This is a genomic window from Mucilaginibacter polytrichastri (genome assembly GCF_001911425.1).
GTDB lineage: Bacteria > Bacteroidota > Bacteroidia > Sphingobacteriales > Sphingobacteriaceae > Mucilaginibacter > Mucilaginibacter polytrichastri.
The window spans coordinates 16,273-35,941 of the sequence record NZ_MPPL01000001.1; the positions used below are offsets into that span (position 1 = coordinate 16,273).

13 protein-coding genes are annotated in these 19,669 nt (G+C 40.5%); 8 read left to right on the forward strand and 5 right to left on the reverse strand.

From position 1 onward, the window contains the following. Positions 1–447: 447 nt before the first annotated feature. The gene (locus RG47T_RS00075; RefSeq protein ID WP_074487297.1) at positions 448–2,646 is read right to left on the reverse strand and encodes a hypothetical protein; all 2,199 of its coding nucleotides are present in this window, start codon (positions 2,644–2,646) and stop codon (positions 448–450) included. 76 nt (positions 2,647–2,722) lie between these two features. Here RG47T_RS00075 and RG47T_RS00080 point away from each other — a divergent pair, with 76 nt between their 5' ends. After that, positions 2,723–5,857: a CHAT domain-containing protein gene (locus RG47T_RS00080; protein WP_074487298.1), complete on the forward strand. Its 3,135-nt coding sequence runs from the start codon at positions 2,723–2,725 to the stop codon at positions 5,855–5,857. A gap of 8 nt (positions 5,858–5,865) precedes the next feature. On the opposite strand, the gene RG47T_RS00085 is transcribed toward RG47T_RS00080, so the two are convergent. The 3 genes from RG47T_RS00085 to RG47T_RS00100 form a co-directional block, all read right to left on the reverse strand. Continuing rightward, positions 5,866–7,071 carry a S8 family peptidase gene (locus RG47T_RS00085; RefSeq protein ID WP_074487299.1) on the reverse strand — a complete coding sequence of 402 codons (1,206 nt, stop codon included), beginning with the start codon at positions 7,069–7,071 and terminating at the stop codon, positions 5,866–5,868. Between the two features lie 46 nt (positions 7,072–7,117). After that, the gene (locus RG47T_RS00090) at positions 7,118–8,161 is read right to left on the reverse strand and encodes a DNA/RNA non-specific endonuclease (RefSeq protein WP_074487300.1); all 1,044 of its coding nucleotides are present in this window, start codon (positions 8,159–8,161) and stop codon (positions 7,118–7,120) included. Positions 8,162–8,654: 493 nt separating this feature from the next. Beyond that, the gene (locus RG47T_RS00100; protein ID WP_074487302.1) at positions 8,655–10,868 is read right to left on the reverse strand and encodes a helix-turn-helix domain-containing protein; all 2,214 of its coding nucleotides are present in this window, start codon (positions 10,866–10,868) and stop codon (positions 8,655–8,657) included. Between the two features lie 139 nt (positions 10,869–11,007). Between RG47T_RS00100 and RG47T_RS00105 the strand changes: the two genes are divergently transcribed. The 6 genes from RG47T_RS00105 to RG47T_RS00130 are packed head-to-tail and all read left to right on the forward strand — an operon-like array spanning position 11,008 to position 17,117. Next, positions 11,008–11,601, forward strand: a complete 594-nt coding sequence (locus RG47T_RS00105) for an RNA polymerase sigma factor (RefSeq protein WP_074487303.1) — start codon at positions 11,008–11,010, stop codon at positions 11,599–11,601. Positions 11,602–11,604: 3 nt separating this feature from the next. After that, positions 11,605–12,198 carry a hypothetical protein gene (locus RG47T_RS00110; protein ID WP_008504755.1) on the forward strand — a complete coding sequence of 198 codons (594 nt, stop codon included), beginning with the start codon at positions 11,605–11,607 and terminating at the stop codon, positions 12,196–12,198. Positions 12,199–12,201: 3 nt separating this feature from the next. Beyond that, positions 12,202–13,197, forward strand: coding sequence for a hypothetical protein (locus RG47T_RS00115; RefSeq protein WP_083627226.1), 996 nt, complete (start codon positions 12,202–12,204; stop codon positions 13,195–13,197). Then, positions 13,151–15,538, forward strand: coding sequence for an argonaute/piwi family protein (locus tag RG47T_RS00120; protein WP_074487304.1), 2,388 nt, complete (start codon positions 13,151–13,153; stop codon positions 15,536–15,538). The genes RG47T_RS00115 and RG47T_RS00120 overlap by 47 nt, the downstream gene beginning before the upstream one ends. 11 nt (positions 15,539–15,549) lie before the next feature. Next, a complete protein-coding gene (locus RG47T_RS00125; RefSeq protein ID WP_074487305.1) occupies positions 15,550–15,993 on the forward strand; it encodes a hypothetical protein in 444 nt (147 codons plus the stop codon). Between the two features lie 50 nt (positions 15,994–16,043). Next, positions 16,044–17,117: a hypothetical protein gene (locus tag RG47T_RS00130; RefSeq protein WP_139235705.1), complete on the forward strand. Its 1,074-nt coding sequence runs from the start codon at positions 16,044–16,046 to the stop codon at positions 17,115–17,117. A gap of 479 nt (positions 17,118–17,596) precedes the next feature. On the opposite strand, the gene RG47T_RS26940 is transcribed toward RG47T_RS00130, so the two are convergent. Further along, positions 17,597–17,704, reverse strand: a complete 108-nt coding sequence (locus RG47T_RS26940; protein ID WP_139235704.1) for a DNA-3-methyladenine glycosylase I — start codon at positions 17,702–17,704, stop codon at positions 17,597–17,599. A gap of 567 nt (positions 17,705–18,271) precedes the next feature. On the opposite strand from RG47T_RS26940, the gene RG47T_RS00135 reads away from it, so the two are divergent. Further along, a complete protein-coding gene (locus RG47T_RS00135) occupies positions 18,272–19,666 on the forward strand; it encodes a toll/interleukin-1 receptor domain-containing protein (RefSeq protein WP_074487307.1) in 1,395 nt (464 codons plus the stop codon). Positions 19,667–19,669: the final 3 nt, after the last annotated feature.

Genomic DNA, 19,669 nt, shown 5'->3' on the forward strand with positions numbered 1-19,669 from the left:
GATTGCCTGGTGTTGTTGTAGGAACGAAACAAGTTGGGATGCCATGGATACAAAAGTAAAAATACCCTCTGTTTTAAGCTCAAGCTATCCGAAGTTTTTTTAGGTGGATTACTATGCTAGTAAATTCGGATTTACAACTGTTGCCATGTTAGTCGGATCTATAATCTGTTTCCTGGACGTATCGGATGTCCTTATGTAATTGACGCGATGTTGGTTATTGTGCCACAAATGTGCCACAGTTTTAAAATATAGTACGTAATTTTTTTGTTTTCAATCGGTTACAGATGGGAGAATCCTGCTGTTAACAGGATAACAAATGGTTATCTGCTGTTGAATCTTAACAAACCCACTACATTTAGATAGCAGACAAATTTTTGTGACTATTTCTTTATCGCAATGTCCTAATACGGCGAAACCAAGTAATTAGAAAATTATTGGCTGGTCCCGTTAATGGGTATGACCTTTTATATTATTTAACTCGTTAAAACGCTCCATATATATACCAAAATGGATCAGATCACTGCGGCCGAGGTTGCTGTAAAAAAGATATTCTGGAATTACTTGTTGTTCATTTGGATGTTTGTCAGCCTCTTCCGAATAAATTTTGCGTCGTTGATGAAACAGCATACTTCTGTTATATGCATTGGCCTGTGCTTGCATATTACGTCCGTAAATGCCACCATCAGGTTTAAGGTCGAGTGATTGCCGGAATGTGTCAGAGATATAAGACGTCCTGATCATATGTGATAAAAAGCTGAGCCAGTTCGGATGTATTGGGTCCGTCGCTGCAAGTCTGAGATTATTTAATAACCGAAGATAAAGAGTACTGCTGGAATCAATAGCAATTGGCAGGTAAGTTGTAGTGACAGATAAGCAATGGTTCTCGAAAAATGCATTGGCAATCGTATTGATAGTGCCATAGGTAGGTGCAGTGTTGCAGGCGCATAGGAACACCAAAGGAGCACTGATGTCGTGAAGGACTACAAGTGGGCCGGTAAGTTGCTCGTCACCCAGCATTAGAAATGATGTTTTGTTTTCAGAGTTATAACCTCCGTGACAATCGAAAATAAGCAGATCCGGTTTATGTTTTCTAAATGCTTTTACCGCTGCGGCCACGGACAGACATACTTCAGTAACAAATTCATGCGTTTTGGCTAACTCTTTGACTTGGTAACGCCATGGCAGTAACTCCATCTCATTACTACCAAAAATAACAAGTGTCTTTTTCAGGATATCTTTGGGCACAGTGTAAATGAAATGCTCGTTGGCAGCAAAGGAACTCATTAAACCGTGAAGTGCGGTTTCAGGAAGTCTGCAGATATCATGGGTGAAAGACAGCGGCACTCCGTCTGTTTCTAACCATTCTATCGGGAGGTCGGTAATGGCCACAATCTGACGATTTTCCACAAGTAATTTAGCCTTTAATCCCGGAGATAATGTGCGTTCAGCTAGCTGACTTCCAAATTTAGAAATGGTCTCTTTGAGTATTTTACGCGTTTCATGATCAGCATACTGGTCGATTTGGGAGGCGTCGAAAGCCGATAAGGTTTGGTTCAGTGTTTTGCCTTGAAACGGCAGGCGGATGACGGGAGAATAGGCAAATGAGGCATGAAGAGCGCCCAATGAATCAAGATATTTAATTTTTTGAAGAGTAACCTGCATCACCATACGCATTGATGTTTCGGTCATCGGTGGAAGAGAGTTAATATAATTCTGCGTCTGCTCAAAATCCATAGACGTGAGGAGATTAATTAGCTCCGGATCAAATTCAGCCGAAGCCGGACTTCGGTCCAATTTCACGAGATCGGGATTTTGGTAAGGAGCGATGATCACGAGGGGTGAATACATGGTTTCTATCTCATGAACTGGTTTGATAATGTTATGCTCACGCATCAACTCAAAGAATTTATCAATCTTCCTCGTTGATCGGATCAACGTTTTAAGGCGCCCAAATGAGTAAGGGGCTTTTTGCGCTTCGATGAACTCGCGCTCATGTTCCGCTTTAATTTCTTCTTTACTTTTCTCAATAGTCCCGGGCCCGTATTTAAAGTTTCCAATAATCGAATTAAGCAAATGATAATTATTTTGTGCAGGCACAAATATGGGGAAATCATAAAAATCCCGGGAGTAGACGTCCACGTGTGGGTGAAAAATAATATCAGGAGCCCCAATTAGTTCGAGGATATGCTGATGTTCTGCATAAAGCATCCGCAAAAATTCTCCTGGGTCACTTACTTCATGGTCAAGACCGAGCGGCTGGTCATCTTTTTTATTAAAAAAAAAGTAATAGCTTAAGGGCTGATGAGCATCCATAAGGGTATTTAAAACGCTATCAAGTTCAAGAATATTTGTGTTGATCATGTAAAGCCGGATAATGTTCCTGCGACTATTTTCCAGGTACGGAATGAGGCTTGAGTGATAGAGTACATTTAACCGGTAAGGGTTGTCATTTCTCAGACGATAAGCATTTTCGAAGAAATTTACCGGGTTGTCTATTTGCAGGATATCCTTTGGCAAGCATCGTATAAAGTCGAGTGCCGGCCCTTCGAGCTCCATTGGAGGAATGAAAGGGATAAATAAATTATCTTTTTCGGTGATGAGCAAGTAATGAATTTGCGTGATTTGGTTGGGTCTAAGTGATAACATGCGAATTGATAGGTTTATAGTAGCAATTTAGAATATTCGCAGGAATTTATCAGTAAATTTGATTTAAACGAATACAATGCATCCAGTGAACGTCAAGCTGCCTGACCTTGCCATTTTACTTAAACGAAAGCAGTACAAACTTATCCTAAAGATCACTTCGGGCCTAGCAATAAACGATCATCAATATTTTCATTCTCAGCTCTATCATTTCCGGGCATTAGCGGAATCAGGGAAATTTGTTAGTGCCAGCAGGCATTGTAAGAAGTTAATCCCTGTAATGCCTTCGGATCATGGTCTCTATCCTATATTTCAGGCATGGAATATTTTTCTTGAACTTTTTGTTACAGAAAGGAATAATTTCAAAGAAGTATTTGAAAGCCTCGGCGAAAATGAATGCACAGAAGATCAGACTTTGAAAGCCTTAACATGCTATTTGCAAAGTCGCGTCATATCATTTGCAATGGCAGTTGGCAGTTGGCCACAAAACGCGATAAATCATGCTATAACACTCATGCAAGTTGCAGCAGATACCTATTTAAGAAGTGACGATCTAATAGAATACGGTTCAGCAATAAAATCCATAGCGCTTCTTTACAGTAGCAATAATATCGCCGATATCCCGAAGGCAATCCTGTGTTTGCAACAGTTGTTACCGATCAGCGCCCATCCTGACAATTTATACTTTACGACAACGGTTCAACTATCACTTTTAATCCTTGAAAACCAAGCTGCTTTTGATACAGGTTGTTTCGTAGATCAGAACAAAAATGACCAACGCATTAATGAACTTATCCGTCAATTCCTAATAGCGGGTCATCCGTTGGGGGAAGCTGATGTCAAATTTGAGTGGGGAGTGCTATTATTGGAATACGGTTACGAAAAAGGCATGCCATTTTTGTTCAATTCGATCGAATTATATGATAAATATGGGGAGTTCAGTAACCGCCAGTCGGCTTGGAAAAAAATGGCAGACTGGTATGAGCGGAGGGGCCAGGCAGAAGAAGCCGACAATGCGTATCGGGAAAGTGCCAAAGTGGATACCCATATCGAACTGGAAATGACCGGAGCGATACAGGCTATCATGGAGATTCACCATGCATTCATGGCTAAGCCGGAACGGGAAGCTGTGCGACTCGGCAGATTTTATTTAAATAAATACAAAGATAGCCGCATTGCTCCGCAACTCAGGGCTCTGCTGGCGAATGCGCTTAGCCAGGGCGCGGGAAAGACGGAGGCACTTGAGCACTTTGAAGCCATTGTTGACTATTATCAGGGTTCATCACCAAGTAGTTTTTTGAGCGACGCCTTATTCAACTACAGCAACGCGCTTTTCTCAGTTGACCCTGTCGCTGCAAAGAATGCGGCTTTGAAAGCGATCGACATTGCATTTGAATTAAAAGACTATATTTCATTAGGGAAATATTTTCGTGAGCTGGCGCTGCACCTTTCCCAGCAAAAAAAAATAGCCCCCCTTTTAGTTGGGGCTAATGAGATCGAAGATACTTTCCGGAAAGCCCATGATTCATTTGCTCACGTGCAAACGCTAAAAGCGCGCATTGAAAAGTTCAATGCGATACAGCAACTGGGCAACTATTATTTTAATGAAAGGCAATTTGATAAAGCCCTAAACTGCCTGGATCAGGCGCGTGAATTTTATCATTCCAATAACCTCAGGATCAATTCTGCATTCGTGTTATCGCATATCGGACTTCTCAAATTTGAAGTGGCGAGGACTAACCGTATTCCGTCCTTACTATTGGAGGCCGCTACCGATTTTGCAAAATCCGCGCAGGACTTCATTCAGATAAATGGGCATCGCTTTTCGTGGAAAAGTACACTCTTGGAGGCGCAGTCTATCGCAGAATATGCATCTTTGTATACTGTGGGGGAACTAGCAGAGCTTAATTATGAAAGAGCACAGACTTGTTTTTTACGTGCCGCTAATGTTGTCGATTATCTAAAAGGGCTTCAGCAGATCGTCCTGTCAAAATACGATGAACAGTTTACACATGTTGATGGATTTTCTGGCCTCCCCGCAGATTTCAATAAAGTTTTTACAGGGGCTTTTAAGGCTGCTTATTACGGCAGAAAGCGCGCAGATCTTGCTCTTGAATGGGTGGAGCGAAATAAAAGCAGACGGCTGCAAACAGAACTTTGGAGAACGAGTGACATATTCGCGCCTGTGGATATGGCTTATGTACCGGGATTTGAAGAATTGAGAAAGATGCTGGTGGCATATCAGTTAGATTTCTCTACCGAAAAGATGATGTTTTGTGAATTCTTTATTCTTGATCAGACCATTATTCTTTTTCTGATAAGGCCAGAGTGGAGCGGTCCCAAATATTTTACATTAGCTGTTCAATCCGATGAAATCGGCCGGGCCGTAACCGCTTTGATAAATGATCCGATAGCCAACGAAAATATGACCATCGCTTTACCATTAATTCAACATATCCTCAATCATAGCGACCGTGACGATCTGCTATATATAATTCCGCATGGTTTTTTGCATCAATTACCATTCCATATGATCGATGTTGGTCAGGGCGAATACCTGATCCAACGTAACCCCGTAGCTTATTTACCGGCCTTATCTATCTTATATCATCTTCAAAATAAATCGAAGGCGAAAGAAGGAAAGGTAGCAGTAAAATTCGCGGTCTTTGGAAATTCGCGGGAGGACCTGCAGTTTTCTGAAGATGAGGCAATCTATGTGAGTACTTTACTTGATAGTGACTGTTATCTCCGTAACGGAGTGGATAAAGACACATTCATCAAGGAATTGGCTAACTCATCTGTCGTACATTTCGCCGGTCATGCAGAAGCTAAGCCTGTTAAGGGCCTAGATCAGCACCTTCTCTTAGCGGGATTGGAAAGTATTTCGGCCAGCGAGCTAATGCTGATCAGGAACGATTTAGAACTACTCGTGTTAAGTGGTTGTCAAACAGGAATAACTGCAATTGAGGTAACCACAGACGAAATAATCGGATTTCCCGCAGCCGCGCTGACAGCCGGGGCGTCTGCGGTAATTACGACATTATGGAAAGTGGAAGATAAATCGACAAGACAATTTTTTAAATATTTTTACGAATCGTTTCGCAACAGGAAGTTGTCTAAAATTCGTTCAATGCAGTATGCCATGAAAGCCCTGATTAAAAACCCCGAATACGAACCATTCAACTGGGCGCCATTTATATTTACGGGCAGGTAGCTGTCAAATTAATTTACAGGCGCTTTAATCATCCCGCTTCCGTAATCTTCAGACATTTCTCCGCTTAAAAGCTCGTCGTCACAGGATACCATTAAATTTGAATGAAGCATATTAGTATGGAATTGGTTCTTCTTCATTAATTTTTCTGCCCACATTGCAGCTATCCCGGCGACGTGTGGGGTAGCCATGCTGGTACCGTTTAGAGAGATGAGTCCGGTTGAGTTAGCTTCCGCTGAAAGAATATCCATTCCCGGACCAGATAACATCACCCCCGTATTTGAAAATGGTGCAACATATAAACCTTTGCCATTCCATCCGAGCGCCCCCACGGAAATAATCTGTCGGGAAACAGCCGGTGGGCTAACAGCAATTTTATAGTCGGGGCGTGCGCTCTCATTGCCAGCCGCGGCGATAATCGTAACCGGCTGTGATGCCTCTGCATGCGCCTGTGTGGTTACAAGATTAGCCAGGCTTTCAAACAGTAGTACGTTTTTGCGGTAGCCTTCCAATGCAAAGGAAATCGCCGCCTCTTTATGCATACCTGCGAGCTCAAGCTCTTCGACAAAACCTGGGAAGTCCATACCTAAGGACATAGAAATAATATTGGCACCTTCTTTTACCGCCCATTGGACGGCATTGACCAGCATGTCACTTCCGCCCGCGTTTTTGCCGAGTACTTTTCCGATCAATACATTATCCGCTTCCCTTGCTACTCCTATACGATACCCGGAAACATCTCGTCCAAAAGCTACCCCTGCACAATGCGTTCCATGGCCTTCCGTATCGCCGTTACCTTCTCCTGTAAAATCTTTTTCCGTTATACGAATACCCGCAAAAGCAGGATGACTTCTGTCAATTCCGGTATCTAAGATACATATCCTTACGCCTGCGCCTTGATATGGGCTAGTATCTGCGCCAATAGCTTTGATATTCCATAGCGGCTGACTTTCGGGCCTTGTACTTTCAGTCCCACGAAATGGTTTTATCAATTTAAGTGGCATCGCAGGAGCTATGGCCAGTACTTCCCTATTCCTATCCTGAATTCGTCTGACCTGGTCGCCTTCCAATTGTTCTACTGCGACTTTTATCTCAGGGGCGACAACGAACTTGTCCATTTTTTTGCTGAGTTTTGACAGGCTCGGTCCGGAAGTGCGACCGCGAAAGCCGACTGTTGTTGATTTGTCGGTATAAAGTATTATGTGATTTATTTTCATGGTTGTCCTTTAAATTAAAGTTTACATATAGGGTCGATTTGCATGATCAAAGTCCTCGAAGAAATGTGCCCCATTCGAAGGTATCCATCTGTTGACGAAATTCTTCAAACTTCAAGACTCGATTCAACGGCTTGTTGATTGTGCGTGCGGCATATTGGCTTTTCCCCTTATAATCATCAGCATCGTTCAATCCAAAACGAAGCCCCGTTTTTTCCTCGATCAGACTTATTTTGATCTGCGCCGCCAAAAGCTCTTTTTTTTGAAATAGCCGCTCAATAGCTGCTCTTGTAAGTGTTGGTTTTACCGTTTTAAGTATTTCCAGTAAAGGCCCTTTTTGAGTTTTAAGATTATCCAGATATGGCTCCTGACTCATAAGGAAACCAAGTGCTTTCAGATTTCCTGCATTTTCGAAAACGAGGATTTTCCAAAAATTCATCGGCACCAACAAGCCATTGATGTATTGTGCTTTATTGAATATAGGGCCGGAAAACAGGGTAATCTTATTATCCTGAAAAATATTTCTCGCGGCACAATAGTCCTCTAAATAATTCCAAACTATACCATTGAAATACGGGATTTGCGGACAGCAATTCGTATAGTGGAAAGTATCTCCTATGGCAATTTTCTGCTCTTCGGCAGTCCCCCAGGCCGGATCGTAATAACGTACCAAATGTCCTTTAGCCAAGCCTGAATGCAGGTAATCTGCATTTCCATACTGCAACGTGTTTTCACCGGTGATGATGCGTTCGTCGGCATACCAAGAATCGCTACCGCGTTCATCGTGCACCATGCCTAAAAGGTTGGTTTTGCCATACATATTGACGGCGCTGAAAAACGGCAGGCGTGCATCCTTATTAAATGATACACTGAAATGGGTATAATCCAACACTTTGTCACCATTCGGGCCGGCATTTTTTAACACGCTTGCAACTTTATCCATGTCAGTTGAGGCTATCAATGGCAATGGCAGCCGGGCACTTAGAAAACCTGGATCATATCCTTTTCGATTATTCAATTGATCTGTATGTACAGCCTGCTCAAATTTGGGGACGTTTAAAGAATGTCTTAGAGCTAATTTAAAAAGTTTCATGATAAGTATTTAAATCAGGAAAAATTCAAACTAGAAAGAAATGAAGAGACCTCTTGATTGCTTTTTGATTGACCGAGATCATTATTGCAAACAACCTCGCTAATCTCAGCGCCGTTGCTTTTATAGTAAATGTCGCCAGCACCAAAACTTGTTTCATACAGATGAAATCCATCTGGTAATTTCGGGATAACGCCGTTTATGGAAGATATACTGTTTTTTTGGATGGTGTAATGAAAATAAGGCATAGGATTAACGATTTGTGGCAAAATACTGATTTTTTGCTATTAATTAAAAGTGATTCACCATAACAGCAAAGATTAATGGTGTTGATATTTTAATCAATTTTAAGTAAGAAGAGTGGTAAAAATATGCAGCAAAACATGGGAATGTCGATTTGGTATGCTGATATTCACGAAATCAATGTGCTAATGGTTTTACCGGAAGCTTTAGGTAAAGTTTTAAAAGATTCGATTTGTCCTTGGCAGAGCTCATATTACGCAGATTGATCAGTTACTCTATGGACATGATTTATAGCGGCCCTCAATTCAAAAAAACTATACTTGTTCCCAGCCTTAATTTTCAGTTCGTTAATGTCAACGTTTCCATGTGGTATCAGTGTTAGCAGGTTAATGATCTTTTCTGGTGGTAAAATCTCCTCCAATTTTATCATTCCTGTTTTGATCAGTTCGGTAATGTGGTTTTCAACAACATGTAGTGCCAACTGCCGTTTTTCGGCAATTTCTTGAAGCGACGCGCCTGTGCGGAAATATTCATAGGTTTTTTGCTGTGTCGCTTGTTTGTTGTTTGGCCTGTTCCGGGTATTTGAAACGGTGGCTGTTGGCATGCTGTTCAACGGTTTTTTTAACTGATTATAATTAAAAAACAGATCCTCCGGGCTCAATCCATTCATCATGCCAGAGGCAAGACTTTGAGTTATTTCCAGGTCCATTTGCTTATGTTTAAGCAGGTCCATTATTTTTATATTGGCTTCCTGGAACTCTTTTTGGTCTTTATCTTCAACAGCTGTTGAAAAAATGGCATGTGCCAAAGGTGTCAGATCTTTTTCAATGATACCGTCGAAATACACACGGGCAGCCATTACTCTTTCCGTAATATATTTAAAATCAACCGTTGATTTTGAAACCTGCTCTGTTAAAAGGCGGACAAGTTTTAAAGAAGTTTGCTGTTGTTGTTCAACTATCCCGCATAACTCTTCTATCTTTAAAAGCTTGTCGAATTTTGCCGTTATTCGCCAGGAATCAATTTGCTTGGCTGTATTATGAAGATAAGCGGAAAGGGAATTCCAGCTGAAAGCACTAATCAGTAGATTGAATACGTAGTTCCGGCTTTCCTGGTCCAACGATGATTCCGGACTAGCTTCTGACTGGCATTGCATCACAAAGTTGAGGACAATTTCGCTTGGTTTAAGGGTTTCCGCTGAAATGGGCGAGGATAAAAACAATCCTTCGAAATTTGTCAAGCGGCTTAAGGCGACATAAACCTGTCCCTCTGAAAACGATTCGGCGGCATCGATGACGGCCTCATCAAATGATAAGCCCTGGCTTTTATGAATAGTTACCGCCCAGGCCAGCCGGAGCGGAAACTGTTTCAATTCGCCCAGAGTGCTGACAATTGTTTTTTCATCAACATAACCATATGATAAGTTTTTCCAAGACTCTTTCTGGATCAAAACCGGCTCGTCAAATTCATTGAAAACTACTGCTATAGCGTTATCTGAAATCTGATAAACATTGCCAATCTTTCCATTGTAGAACCTTTGCCTACCGTCTGTATCGTTTTTGGTTACCATCACCCGCGCACCGACCTTTATTTTTAGTTCGGCCTCGCCCGGAAAGTTTTTGCTGTCAAATTTACCGATGACCTGCGCAGGGTAAGTAAACATCTCGCCCGGTAATTCCGCCAAGTTTCTTGCATTAATTTCCTCCACTTTGCGAACGTGGGAAGTCAGCGTAATCAATTGATTTTGCCGGATGCTGTTAGGGTCAATAACTTTTCTATTCAGTTCATCGAGATTTTGTTGTTCGATTTCATTATGTCTTATTTTATTAAGCAGCCCGATAAAATAAGGGTCTTTTTGACGATAGATGGTTGACAGTTCGATATAAATCACCTTAGACTGTCGAATGACATGTGCATCAAAAAAATAGCGAGAGAAATAACAGGCTGAGAAAGCCGCCTCTTCGTTGCCGGTCAACACCGGGGAAAGCTGAAACAAATCACCGATAAATAACACTTGAACGCCTCCGAATGCACGTTCCGGGACATTTCGGATCTGTTTAAGTAATAGATCGATCATGTCCAGAAGATCCGCCCTTACGACAGAAACCTCATCGATAACCAATAGTTCTAAGTTCTTCAGCAACTCGAGTTTGGAGGTGTTGTAATTTGTGTTTTTTAGGATATGTGTTTGTAAGGCAACATTCGCCTGTAACGCGTGAATATCCTCTCCCGGTAAAAAAAGGGCGTTAGGCAGATTGAAAAGAGAATTAAGAGTAACCCCGCCCGCGTTGAGTGCGGCTATACCGGTATACGCTGTAATAAGGAACTTTTTCTTCGTAATCGTTTGAAGATTGCGTAAAAAAGTAGTTTTTCCCGTTCCGGCTTTCCCTGTTAAAAAAATATTTCGGCCGGTTTGGTTGATATATTTTCCGGCCAGGACTAATTCTTTATTTTTTGCTTCATCCATAACAAGGTTTAAAGATAGGGCTTATTCGTGTTTTACTGCTCAAAACAACCTAAAGAAACCATTTAACGGGTTGAAATTGTATCTTTATTTGATCAGCTACCTTTTCGGTAACCTGATTGCATATATATAAGTAAGAGCTATGATAGACTACAAAGACATAATGCAATTGATCATCAATCAAGACCCCAAAGGACTTGAGGAATTGTATGATACATACGGTAAAAAATTCTATACCTATTGTGTCCATAATTGGCATTTATCTGAAGATGAGTCCTGGGAAGTTATTTATAAGACGTTGGAAACACTGATCCTTAAACTGGCTCATTATGAGTTTGAATCTAAGCAGCATTTTGACAACTTTCTATATAAGGTTCTGACTAATTTTCTTCGGCAATATTTCAGGAAAAACCGCTGCAACAGTGAGCATGAATTAGCGTATGTCGATTTGATGGGTGAGGAAGCAGATTCCAGTGAAATTAACAAGCATATTAATCAGCTTTCATTTACTGATTATTATAAATCAGAGTTTATTGACAGCCCGGAATTGCTCCATTTGAATGAGGCATTGGAAACATTAGACCCGCTGGACAAGGATATTTTGCTTTTACGTGCGCAAAATTACAGTTACGACGAAATATCCGCTTTCCTTGGGGTTGAGAATAAGCAACTTAAAGTGACTCATCACCGTGCTAAGAAGAAACTGATTGATAAATTAATTGAAAAACAACTATAAGCCATGAACAACCGCATTGATATTACGGATGAAGCCTTGAGGATATACTATCTGGAGAGTGCAAAGGAGGCTGATGATCATATTGCTGAACGAGAGATCAGCTACGTACTTACGTTATCGCCTGACGACGAGATTGATCAGGGACGCGAAACTCAACTTATGAAAAAATTGCGGGATGTCCTGCTCAATATGTCGCTGGGCCAATTGATCCAGGAGCGGATGGTGCAGTCTTCAATTTCTGAAGACTTGCTTGCGGAATCCTCTTCTTTACCTGTAGAAATGATCCGAGAAATAGTTGAGGATAAAATATATGCGAACAACATTCCAGTTGTGATTCTGAAAGACCTGTTAAAGGGCTTGAAGATCTCGTTTGAAAAAGCAGAACGTGCCATTCATAAGACCTTCGAGATATTACAGCATCAGAATCTGGGGAAAAGCAATTTTTCAGCTTTTAACCCTTCATTTCGTAAAAGTGTTTATATTTCCAAGGATATGATCTCTGATATCGTTCCGAAGACAGATGGCAAAGAATTGTTTGAAAACAAGCTGGCGATGGAAAAATACCTTACCCGTTTAAATGAACTTTTAAGCGAATAAGTCATGAATGTGAAATGGGCCTATACGACTGTTAATACCTGGAGGGAATGTAATCGCAAATATTACTTCGCTTCTGTTTTAGCTAACCATAACCGCAAAAATTTGGTCAGACGGAAAGCCTATGAACTTCGCGCCATGCAGAATTTAACAATGTGGAAGGGAAGTGTGGTCGATAAGTTTTTAGAAGTGGTGATCATACCAATGATTACAGCGCAAAAGGAATTGGATTTTCAGTGCCTTTCCGAGCAAGCTGTCGCATTCGCCCGGAAACAATTCCGTTTTTCCGAAAACAAGCTTTACGATAATCCAGAACTGAAAAAAGGGGATATTGAAAGTGAATATTGTATTCTTGATATCCATGAAACCGGTCAACCCTACACAGAGCAAGATCTGTTAGTATGTTATGATGACATACGGAAAGCCATATTAAATATTCCGTTAGTCGTTTTACCGGACGGTCGCCATTTGATGAATTTGCTGAAAGAGGCAAACTGGCTGAAGCCAAATGTGGAGGACAGATTAGTTTACGTGGGTAACGCGATAGTCAAACCCCAAATGGACTTACTGGTCTCCGATAACTGGAAGCCGGTCATCATAGATTGGAAATTGTCCGACAGCATGGTTTCCGACTACGCTCGCCAGCTACAGATAAGCGGTCTGACCATTTATAAAAAAAGACTGGATACACCGGGTAAGCCGCCTTATCTATTTGAAGATATCGGGCTTTTAGAGGTTAATCTGTTAAAGGGCATTGCCAAACATCACGACTTTAATCAGGAGATATATAACAATACGATTGATTATATCTCCCTGACAAGCCGTGATATCGCGCTTATGACGGGCGAGGATATTGATATTGAAGATTTTGAGCTTACAAACAACCAGGTTTCCTGCAAAAACTGCAATTTCAGATTGCTATGCGGGTATTTAATAAAAAATAACAATATATACGATGAAGGATCATATCTTAAATCTGTACCGGATAGACAACTTGTCTGAACTGGACTTCTCTTATAAACTGATTGATTTCGACCTGTCGTTTATTGCAGGCAAGGAGGAATTGCTCAATAAGCAACTGCAAAAAATTGCGGAAGAGGTTTCTTCAGTTACTAAGGGTCCAACTGCTGTTTTGAAAAGGAACCAACGGTTTTTTGTAGCTGTTCCGGCTGATAAGCAGATGGAGGACCGAAGCATAGATGGCATACCTTTCAGCATCCCAATCAAACTTCTCCCGGAGGTATACCGGATCGATTCAAAAGATATACAAGGCCATCAGCTTGACGTAGTCTATAAATTCCTTGATTATGAAATCAGGCGGCAGTTGGGGCAGCATCGTGATCTTTGGAAATTGAATACCCATCAGTTTTTTCTCCGGGATCCGATGAAGGGCATCCAGGGATCGATAAACGTTTTTGAGGGCTTTACTTACAAGTTGGCACGGTTAGCTGATGGGCATTTCTATGTCACATTGGATCTTTCTACTAAGTATATTGATAAATATTGTCTTTCTCATTATATCAATGAAGGAAATGTGCGGACTTTTGAAAATAACTACAAAGGCAGGCGTTTCCTCTATTTGAACGGCGATAATTGGTATACCATTGAACTACTGGGATTTGGAAAATCCGTCAAAGAACAGGATTTTATCAGAGAAGGTACGACTTATAATGTATTGAATTATATTACTGAAAAGATAGAACATAGCCGTACCGATCTGAAGAGGTATGTCAAGCCGAATGACCTTTCCATGTCCTACACTTATCCCGGGAGAACCATGGATCCACATAGCGGTGCCACTTCCCTGGCTAGAATGCTTTACAATACCAAGGATGAAAGGGTGAAGTCGCTACATTACCTGTCGATCAAAGGCCCATCGAAGCGATTTGAAGCAATCAATAATTATATCAGTTCCTATTTCAAGAACCTGAAATTTAATGCCGGTAAGTTACTTATCAGCAATGAGCCACTAGTGGAAAAGATTAAAAATTTCTGGATACCTGAACTGTTGTTCAATAACAATCGGCGCTTGAAAATCACCGGTTTTAATTCCGGGATGCGGGATTTTGCTTACCAACGGAAACAACTTATCAAGAATAACGGGGTTCTTAACCGCACTTCTTTTGATGTGCAGTATCTTCTTGTTCCGGATGAACAGTATATGGACGCCAATCTTGTGGAGGGGTTCAAAAATAATGCTGAGTTCCTGATCAAGAAATTAGCACCGGCTTTTGATAAATTCATAATTATCCGTTACCCTGTCAAAAGCTGTACCTCTGCATCTGTGCAGATTCAGGAGATCGAAAAGGTGCTTCACCGCAGGAATGCATTACATGGTTTTGCGCTGGTGGTACTGCCAGACCTGGATGCTTTCTCACCGGCCTTTCTAAAAACGTTTCACGAACTGCTTAAAAGCAAGTTCTATCCTGACCTAAAAGTGCAATGTGCATCGGCGCATAACATCAGCTCATTCTTCAAACCGTTTTCTACTGCTGGTAACAATGGCATAGTTGAATACCGTGTAGTAGAAGCCTTAAAGGGGCGTTTCAGTTCTTACCTTTTTTATCTGGTGCTTGAACACCTGATCGTAAATAGAAAATGGCCGTATGCTTTGGCCAAAAACTTGTTTTACGATATCTATATCGGGATCGATGTGCATGACCGCCATGCCGGTTTTACATTTTTCTTTAAAAACGGTGAGCAAATTATATTTCATCCGGAAGAAGTACCGCAGAAAACAAACTCCCAGCGCGTGGAGAAAGTCCGGGCAAAGACGTTGAATAAGGTGATCTACGAAAAGCTGAAATTGTATATCCCGCTTTACGCGCCTAATCCTAACGGGATCGTAATTGTACGGGACGGCAGAAGCTTTGGAGTAGAATATAAAGCGTTGCAGGGCGCCATTAACACCCTTGCCGCTGAGGGAATTGTCAATAAAGATACAGTAAAATATGGCGTTGTGGATCTACATAAACAGAGTTCCGTTCCGATTAGGATCGCGGCAAAAACAAACAGCTACGACAAACTGGAAAACCCGGTAGCAGGGTCTTATAAACTGGTATCACCGAAGGAAGGATTTATTTTTAGTACCGGTTATCCGTTCGATATTAAAGGAACTTCAAGGCCCCTAAACCTATCCATGAAAGAAGGCGATCTCGATTTTATGAAGGTCATGGAGGACGTTTTCTGTCAAATCATGCTGGCTTTTTCGGCGCCTGACAAAAGTAACTTCCTCCCGGTTATCATTAAACTCATCGATACCCTGCTCGAGCCGTTGACCGCTACCCGAGAAACTGCGGATGAGGATGAAGAGGATGAAGAAGAAATGATGGACATCAATTAAATTTAAATATCATGAGTGATGTAAGCATATTGTCCAACCAGTACAATCAATTGGTTGCGACCTCGGATAAAGTAAATAACTCGGTTATTACTTTTAAAAAAGAATACCTCTTGACCGATAAGAGCAACAAGGATAAATATCCGAAGTTAGCTGTGTCCGCAGAAGAACATGCGGAAGCTAAAAAGACCCTCACAGCTTTTTTGGATAATATTAAAAAGATCATGGATGACAATGAGTTAAAGTCGGATTTCATACCATCGCTGATCATTCTTGATTATAAAGACCGATTGTCCCAGCACCATGACCTGGAGAATGGTTTAAAAACTTTGATTGATCGGGTGGCGAATGATCAGCCTATTGAAAATAAAGAACTGCTGGTACTTGACGATCTATTGACGGTACTTGACAGCGAGCGGAGCACATTGTTCAGGAAGCTAAGAAAAGGGCGCGGATGATTTTTTTTCTGAAAGGGTTATTCTTTGATCAGGCATCCAAAATCTCCAAAATGATGGATGAATTGAATGCCTCAACAATTTCGCCGGAGATTGACAGCGCCTTTTTGCAAAAAACGAAGGACCTCCTGCATGAACTTTATCAGGAAACTCAATTGTTGATCGGTTCTGGCGACTTGGATATCGAATCTTTAGCGTCCAATAATATCATCCGCTATAATACGATTCACGAGAAGATTCTAAATATCGAGCTATTCCGGTTTTTAGTAATAATCAATTATGACGATGCAGAGATTTATTTCAAAAAAAAGATTACTAAAATTTACGAGGAGATTAATTGCTTTTTTCAAAATCCGCCGATCATTACGACAATCAGTAATTCCGACGACTATTTTTGGGCGTTTCCCGGCTATGATATCATTGCCGTACCCAATGGAGAACAACGGAACTTGTTGAATTTGCCCGATCTATATCACGAAATGGGGCACCTATTTTTCAGCCAATATGAAAAATTCCTGATTGGAAAGATCAATAAATCCATTGAGGTATTTTACAACAGAGAAATCATTCGGGTAGACAGCGAGCAACGCGTGCAGACTCTAAAAGGTTTTTACAGAGAAAAACTTGTCAGGTGGGCCAACGCGTGGGTCATGGAGTTTTCTTGTGACTTGATTGCTACCTACCTTGTCGGCCCAGCATATGCCTGGACTAATCTTAAGATATGTACATTGAGCAGCGGACACTCCAACATATACAACGATTCGGCCAAGCATCCTTCGGACGAAGCACGGATGAGGGTGATTTGTTACCTGCTGTCCAAAATGGGACATTCGGCAGAAGTTTCTGAAATCGACGCGGCCTGGGATAAATTTCTGAAAGCCACCAATAATCCCGTTCCAGCTAATTATGGCGATATATTTCCGAAAGAATTACTAGAAGAACTTGCTGATAATGTCTACGAAGGGTGCAAAAAAATAGACCTGAGGGTTTACGCGGATCAACTCTTCAAATATGGTCAGCCGATATCCAAAATACTAAATGATGCCTGGGCAGAGCTTTTTGAAAACCCAGATAATTTTGCCGACTGGGAAAAGCAAAGGATTGTGGAGATCAATGCCTCACTGTGAGCTCAGAAAAATAATGCACTTATCGTAATTTAATTTGTGTGATTTTAAAAAGATTAATCCAGATAAAAATGATGATAAGTAATATAAACATGCTAATGCCCAGAATTAACAGATCATTATTATAGTTGAAATATAATTGTTAATTGCCCCAATGTCAAATATGGCGATTGAAGATATTCCTATTTCCTTATTTTGACTTTATTGTCTTTGTATTTGATACAAAGACGTAAGAACTTACACCGTTCTTGGTTGCGAAGAAATTACATAATTTTTAACAGGCGAATTAATTCAGATATACAAAACGATTCGATATTCTTGAATTATCGAACCCACAGTTCTCCATCGATAAACAACAACTGAACATTATGCTTTCCAGCATTCTTTCTGCCCTTGCTTTGATTCACAACCCAACTGGCATAATCCTGCATCCTTAAATATCGCCGACAGCGGTAGTCAGTCTGCGCTTGGTTTGCTTTTTATTATTTGTGCTGGCTGCCAAATTCTTCCTGCAGACGAAGGATTGTTCCCGCATTTTCGATCGCTGTGGTAACCTTAAACTTGGTCCGAATAACACCCGAATCATTCATCAGGCGTTCGCATCGTTACATGCGTCGCTGTCTCTCTACCCATGAATCCGTTAACAGTGTGTTCATTAGGATAATCAAAAGCAGCAATATTATAAAGATCAACAGCAGCAGTAATACCTCCATTTGAAACCCAGATTTGTTTCCAATTCGGCAGGAAAATTTGTATAATTGTATAGCATAAGATGTCCTTATGTAATTGACGCGATGTTGGTTATTGTGCCACAAATGTGCCACAGTTTTAAAATATAGTTCGTAATTTCTTTGTTTTCAATCGGTTACAGATGGGAGAATCCTGCTGTTAATCAGAGGGTCGCTGGTTCGAGCCCAGCCTCAGGAGCCTGAAAATCAATGATTTAACCCAACTCTGGCGAGTTGGGTTTTTTTGTTCTCACACATTTCTCACACATTTTTGAAGTTTTTTAAATTAAGCTAAAACCTTCGTTTGCGAATATTAGCGGATATTTGGATTGCCACAGATATAAATTGCGTTTCAATTTGCTATTTATCCACATTGGATTTTACTAATACATTTAGCACTATATTTATATTCCATAATCTAAACCAATAATGAGGGATACAATATTTATTAGTCATGCTACTCCTGAAGATAACGAATTTACAGTTTGGCTGGCCTCAAGGCTGGAATTACTTGGTTATAAGGTTTGGATAGACAAGAAAGAATTGCTGGGTGGAGAAACATTCTGGGAAACAATTGAATTAGCAATAAAGAATGATGCTGCGAAATTTTTGTTGGTTTATTCAAAGAATATATGTTATGCAGATGGTAGTGGTGTGGTCAAAAATGGGATCCAAAAAGAGATAGATTTCGCTAAACAAGTGATGGCTGACAATGCCGATCTAAAAGATTTCTTTGTTATTTTACATATGGACGATTCTGGGTATGACCTGTTTCCCGGTGCAAAAGATCTGAACCAAATTCCATTTAGCGACAACTGGGCAGAAGGCTTAACCACGCTTCAAAAAAAGCTTAATAGAGATGAAATAGTTAAATCGAAGCCACATGAATTTGATGAGGCTGCTACTTGGTATCTTAATAATTATTTAGTAAAAAACCCAATTATTGAAAGAAAGGAATTGTATTACACCAATTGGTGGAGCGTTGAAGATTTACCAAGATCCTATTATATAATAAAGTATAAAAACGAAACTCAGGCAAACACTGTGGCCAGCCTAAATGAACAAGTTTTAATTGTAAAAGATGCTAATTGTCTAACCACTTTTAAGAAAGATTTAGTAGCTGAAGTAACTGATAATTTCGGAACAAGTCAAATTAAGCCGGCAGACATCTTTGAAATTGACATTAGTCATCTGCTTCAAGGATACACAAAAGAATCGTTTCCTTCTTTTCGCGATGCTGAAAATCATTTTAAGAAATTATTAAAAAGAGCTTTACATAATTATCTTAAAACCAAGCAATTATATTGGTATGATATGGCTAGCAAAAATATGGCCTACTACCATACTTATTCTAGCCTTCCAACATCTAAAGTAAACTTTGATTATCCTTACAGGCAGAATGCACGAAGCAAAACAAAAAACTTGCTCGGCAAACATCTGGACATTGGCAAATGGCATTTCGCAATATCCGCAAAGCCCTCTCTTTTACCTTTTGTCGGCTTTAATATTAAAAGTCATTTAGTATTTAGTAAGAAAGGCTATCAGGCAATCGACGATAAAGAACTTCAACATTTACACAGGCGAAAGAAGGGAAAGAGAATGTTTAATGAAGAGTGGAGGGATTTATTGCTAGCTTTTATCAAGAGTATTGGAGATGAGAACGGAAATGTTATACTTTCAACTAACATAGAAAAGGATATCGTTATGAAGCCTAATCTAGAAATGTATTGGTCAGATTTTGGGTATCTTGATCCAAAAGATTTAGAAAGACAAGAATTATTTGTCGAAAATGAACGCGAGGAATTTATTGAGGACGCCGAATAATGA

What these genes read in the sequence shown, in the direction of transcription:
- RG47T_RS00075 (WP_074487297.1), bottom strand. Translation starts at nt 2,646, where the DNA reads ATGTTATCACTTAGACCCAACCAAATCACGCAAATTCATTACTTGCTC.
- RG47T_RS00080 (WP_074487298.1), top strand. Translation starts at nt 2,723, where the DNA reads ATGCATCCAGTGAACGTCAAGCTGCCTGACCTTGCCATTTTACTTAAA.
- RG47T_RS00085 (WP_074487299.1), bottom strand. Translation starts at nt 7,071, where the DNA reads ATGAAAATAAATCACATAATACTTTATACCGACAAATCAACAACAGTC.
- RG47T_RS00090 (WP_074487300.1), bottom strand. Translation starts at nt 8,161, where the DNA reads ATGAAACTTTTTAAATTAGCTCTAAGACATTCTTTAAACGTCCCCAAA.
- RG47T_RS00100 (WP_074487302.1), bottom strand. Translation starts at nt 10,868, where the DNA reads ATGGATGAAGCAAAAAATAAAGAATTAGTCCTGGCCGGAAAATATATC.
- RG47T_RS00105 (WP_074487303.1), top strand. Translation starts at nt 11,008, where the DNA reads ATGATAGACTACAAAGACATAATGCAATTGATCATCAATCAAGACCCC.
- RG47T_RS00110 (WP_008504755.1), top strand. Translation starts at nt 11,605, where the DNA reads ATGAACAACCGCATTGATATTACGGATGAAGCCTTGAGGATATACTAT.
- RG47T_RS00115 (WP_083627226.1), top strand. Translation starts at nt 12,202, where the DNA reads ATGAATGTGAAATGGGCCTATACGACTGTTAATACCTGGAGGGAATGT.
- RG47T_RS00120 (WP_074487304.1), top strand. Translation starts at nt 13,151, where the DNA reads ATGAAGGATCATATCTTAAATCTGTACCGGATAGACAACTTGTCTGAA.
- RG47T_RS00125 (WP_074487305.1), top strand. Translation starts at nt 15,550, where the DNA reads ATGAGTGATGTAAGCATATTGTCCAACCAGTACAATCAATTGGTTGCG.
- RG47T_RS00130 (WP_139235705.1), top strand. Translation starts at nt 16,044, where the DNA reads ATGATGGATGAATTGAATGCCTCAACAATTTCGCCGGAGATTGACAGC.
- RG47T_RS26940 (WP_139235704.1), bottom strand. Translation starts at nt 17,704, where the DNA reads ATGAATGATTCGGGTGTTATTCGGACCAAGTTTAAGGTTACCACAGCG.
- RG47T_RS00135 (WP_074487307.1), top strand. Translation starts at nt 18,272, where the DNA reads ATGAGGGATACAATATTTATTAGTCATGCTACTCCTGAAGATAACGAA.